This window comes from Sphingomonas sp., assembly GCF_048594985.1.
Classification (GTDB): domain Bacteria; phylum Pseudomonadota; class Alphaproteobacteria; order Sphingomonadales; family Sphingomonadaceae; genus Sphingomonas_I.
This window is the reverse complement of the sequence record NZ_JBMDXG010000209.1, coordinates 1-4549: the sequence shown is the minus strand read 5'-3', so window position 1 is coordinate 4549 and position 4549 is coordinate 1. Positions and strand designations below refer to the sequence as shown.

Here is a 4549-nt window from a genome sequence, read left to right as displayed (position 1 = left end):
TGTGGTCTAGTTAATTGGCCTGCGCGTCCCATGCCGTATAGTCGTAGAGCATCTCCGCCTCCTGCGGGTGGATGGCCTTCGCGATCGTGAAGGCAAGCGCGACCCAGACCGCCTACACCGCGAAGCGTAGATAATAATAGGTCTTGAGCCAGTCCCGGTTCGGGGATTTCGCGTCGATGTTGCTCTTCATGCCATGGTTCCTTTCTGTGATGCAGGCGCACGTCTCCCGTCCCGGAAACCGGGGAGGTCGATCGGGCGGTTCAGGCGGAGCGCGGCACGCTGTCCGCCGCGCTGGTCGTAATTAGAGGCGAAAGCGTTGCGGCAGGCACCAGCGTGCGACGGCCGCCACGGCGGCGCACCCGACGCTGTACCAGACCACCACGTAGAGCGGGTCGTTGAAGGGGCAGCAGAATGCGAAGACGAAGGCGCCGCAGGTGCCGGCGGCGATACCGCAAGCGAGCGCGCTGCGCCGTGGCTGGGTCGGTGCGGCCCTTCGCATCAAAGCACCCAGCAACGCCAGAATCGGCAGCGAGAGTACGAAGATCGATGTGGCGCAGCGCACGCCGCTCATCGGGTCGACCCGGTCGAGCAGCGCCCGTTCCCCCATCCCGGCAGGTATGACGAACGCACCGCCGACAATGGCCAGGAGCGCGAGTGCGCCAGCGAGCATCAGCCCCTGCCGTGGCCGCGCGGTGGGCGAGAAGGATCGGACTGCCAGCACGCAGGCTGTGATGGCGAGGAGGCCAAGGCTTCCCACCCTCCACACCAGATAGGGAGATCCGCCCATGTGGTGCATGTCGGCCCGCATCAGGCCCGTGACCGGAGCAAAAGCGAGTTCCAACCCGCACAGCGCGAGGAGCAGCGCGCCCTCACGCACCATGCTACGCCGCCGGATGGGCTCGAGGTCGGACGACAGATCCAGGATCAAGGCTTCATTCGACATCGGGGGTCTTCTCGATCAATGCCGTCAGGCGGGCGAGGCCACGGTGGATGTTCATTTTCACGGCCGAAGGGGAGAGTCCGGTCTGCGACGAGACTTCGTCGACGCTGTAGCCCTGCACCTTGACCAGCAGGATGGCCCGGGCTTGGGCCGGGCGGAGCTGGTCGAGCAGGCTGGCCAGAACCGAGCTGCTGACCACCGCCGCTTCGTGATCTCCGATGGCGATCGCGTCGGGCAGTTCGTCTGCCGGTCGTCGCGCAAGACTGCGCAGCTGGTCGACCCACTTGTTCTTGGCGATTGCCGCCAGCCAGGGGCCAAAGGGGTATTGCGGATCGTAAGTGTGGCGCCGCCGATGAATAGCGAGCAGGGTCTCCTGAACGGCATCGTCCACCTCGCCCGGCGGCAGCCGCCGCTCGAAATAGCGCCCGAGCCACTCCGACGTCTCCCCAAGCAGCCGCCGGTACGCGCCGCCATGCCCGTTCTGTGCAGCTTCCATCAGGCTGCTCCAGTTTTCCGGCGTGGTGCGCGACGGCCGCTCACGGCTGAGCCGCGCCGCGCCGGATGGCGGCCCTGAGATGATTCTCGACAGGTAGTGCGAGCGCATGATCTGTTATTCGCGCGCCAGGCGACGCTGGTCACCGCATCTCGAATTTTCTGTCGCAGGTCTTGCCCGTGGAAGTTTTGTCAACGCGGCCGGCGCCGTGGGCGGGCGAAGCATTCGGGCCATAAGCTTGCCTAGCCAATAGGCAGGTATTCGCGAAGAGCCGCTCCGTCAGAACTGCACGGCCATAGCTTGGCCCGAGTAGGTAATGCGCTTCGTCGCGGGGAGCATCTCCATGCCACCTCTGCCGGCGCCGCTCATAAGGACAAGATTAAGGTCACGCCGCGCGGTCATGGCCGGGAAGCGTCCCTGACGCGCTCCGATGCGCAGCGTTTTGGCTGCGTCGTCCCACACCAGATCGTAAGTCGCGCGCTCGCCCTTCTCATAGGCGTAGGTCTCGTTATCGTCCTCATAGAGCGTGAAGCGCGCGTCGGCGCCGGGATAGATGCGGACCTCGTAAGGGGCACCCGGATTTTCCGTCGCGAACTGGACGTTTGGGCCCATCGGCACGATCGACCCGGCGCGCACGTAAAGCGGGATCAGGTCGAGCGGAGCCTGGCGCGTCACGCGGCGCCCACCTTCGAAGCGCTGATTGGTCCAGAAATCGTACCAACCCACGCCTGCGGGCAGGTAGGTCTCCATCGTCTCGTCGAGCGTCGGCTTCGGACCGGCGATCGTCTGCCGTTCGCCGGGACGGCGCCATGCCAGGCGGAGCACGCGATTGCCGTCGACCTGATAATAATCGATGCCGACGCGCACCGCCTGCCCTTTGCGTAGCGTGATCGTCGTGCTCTTGTAGCGCGCGGCCCCGGGCGCCCAGTCCTCGACCACGGTCTTGCCGTCGAGTTTGAGGCGAAAGCCGTCATTGCCCTCGACGCCGATCTCATATTCGCCATCCTCGGGCGCGGTGATCGTGCCGTCCCACCGCGCGGAAAAATGCTGCAGGCTGGAAAGACCAGCGGGGATATCGGCCAGCGGCGGATCGGGCCAGGTGTGATCGACCTTCGGATCGACGAAGCGGCTTTTGGGCGTCTCGAAATTCTCGCCCTCGAAATATTGCCCCGCGAGCCCCGGCTGCCCGTCCGGCGTGCGCAGATAGTCCGCGGAGATCGTCGCGGCGGGCGGCGGCAGGATATGGTACATCGCGCGCGTCACCGGATGCACCAGGAAGGAGGGGCCGAACATGAAGCTGTCGTCGATCGTGTCGGTCGCGCGATCGTCCGGAAAATCCATCATCAGCGGGCGCATCAGCGTGTAGCTGTCGGACGTGACCTTGGCGCTGAGGCCGTAGATGTAGGGCAGCATGCGGTAGCGCAGCTGCGTCGACTTCAGCAGCGACGCGTAGACCGCCGGGTCCATCGTCCTGAACAGATAGGGCTCGCGCGCGACGTTGGTCCCGTGGATCCGCATGAGCGGGTTGAAGGCGGAGAATTGCAGCCAGCGGGCATAAAGCTCGCGCCACGCCGGGTTCTTCTCGCCACCCGGGAAATCCGCGACGAAGAAGCCGCCGGCATCCTGCGTCCAGTAGGGATTGCCCGTCACCGTCACGTTGACCCCGTCGGCCACCTGCTGCTTCAGCGTCTTCCAGCTTGAGAAGATGTCCCCGCTCCAGGATGCGGCGGCGGTTCGCTGCGCCCCCGCCCAGCCCGACCGGGTGAGCGTGAACACCCGCTTGTCGCTCGTCGCGCGTTGCCCGTCATAGGTGCCCCGCGTCGTCAGCAGCGAATAGGGGCTGAGGTAGCGGGTGAAGTCCCCCAGCGCGTTCCGGCCCAACGCCTTGGTGTCGCGGATATTGTCCTGCGCGTTCCACATCGCGCTCGACACCTCGATCTCGGTGCCGTCCATCCACAGCGCGTCGACGCCCTTGTCGAGCAGTCCGGACTTAATGTGCTTGAAGTAGATCTGCCGCCCGAGCGGGCTGTAGGCATCGTAGACGCGGGCATGTTTCGAGATCCAGTGGAGCGGTTCGAAGCGCAGGCTGTGGCTGTCCAGCTCTCTGGCGAGCGCGGTGTTGTTGCCGATCGACGGCCAGATCGACACCATCAGCTTCATGTTGAGATCATGCACCGCGCGCGCCATGCCGGCGGGATCGGGGTAGCGCGTCGGCTCCCAGATCATGCCGCTCCAGCTGCCGTCCTTGTCTGATCCCCAATATTGCCAGTCCTGGACGATGTAATCGAGCGGGAAGCCGGTCTTGCGGAAGGTGCGGGCGACATCGAGCAGCTCCGCCTGGGTCTTGTAGCGTTCCTTGCTCATGAACAGGCCGAACGCCTGCTTGGGATACATCGGCGCCTGGCCGGTCAGTGCGCGATAGGCGCCGACGACGGCGTCGGGGGTCTCCCCAGCCATGAAGTAATAATCGACGCCGCCCGGCGCGCTTTCGGCCCACATCGATGCGCCGCTCGCATCTTCCTTGAACCGCATTTGCGAATAGGTGTCCCACATCACGCCATAGCGGCGCGAGGACATCAGCACCGGAATGATGATGCCGACATTGGTCTGGACGAGCAGCAGGTCCTTGCCCCGGCGATTGCTCGTATCGGTGCCGTTGAAGCCCAGGCCATAGATCGCCTCGTCCGGCCGCAGCGTGAGGCGGTTGCTCGCCTCCAGCGTCGGCGCGCCGGAGATCGTCTGCTTCTTCAGCGTCTGCGGGGCGGCCGCATTCTCTTCGGTGTAGAGCTTGCCGTTGGCATCGTAGAAGCGCAGCGCGCCGGTCGCCTTGCTCACCTCGACCCGCAGCCTCGCGCTGGTGATCACCAGCATGTCGGCGGTCTCGGCCGTGGTGAACGCCACCGGCTGCGGCTTGGAGACGACCGCCAGGCTGGGCGCGGTCCAGTAATTCTCCCCCAGATTGGCGTTCACGCGGACGGTGGCCGGGCCGTAGAAGATCAAATTCTTGACGACATCGCCGACGCGAAGCTGAACGCCTTGTGCCAGTCGAACGACTGCGAAGCCGGCGGGAGAGGGCGGGACCGCACGTTGCAGATGCCCGCGCGCGTCGAGGCCGG

Annotated in this window: 3 protein-coding genes; all 3 read right to left on the bottom strand. The window is 65.3% G+C overall.

Going from position 1 to position 4549, the window contains the following annotated elements; genetic code table 11:
- Nucleotides 1–301 precede the first annotated feature (301 nt).
- Nucleotides 302–943, bottom strand: coding sequence for an NrsF family protein (locus ACOJSF_RS08200; RefSeq protein WP_420141726.1), 642 nt, complete (start codon nt 941–943; stop codon nt 302–304).
- The gene (locus tag ACOJSF_RS08195; protein ID WP_420141727.1) at nt 933–1436 is read right to left on the bottom strand and encodes a sigma-70 family RNA polymerase sigma factor; all 504 of its coding nucleotides are present in this window, start codon (nt 1434–1436) and stop codon (nt 933–935) included. The genes ACOJSF_RS08200 and ACOJSF_RS08195 overlap by 11 nt, the downstream gene beginning before the upstream one ends.
- A gap of 276 nt (nt 1437–1712) precedes the next feature.
- Nucleotides 1713–4549 (bottom strand): TIM-barrel domain-containing protein (locus ACOJSF_RS08190; RefSeq protein WP_420141725.1); only part of this gene is annotated, 2837 nt, incomplete at its 5' end.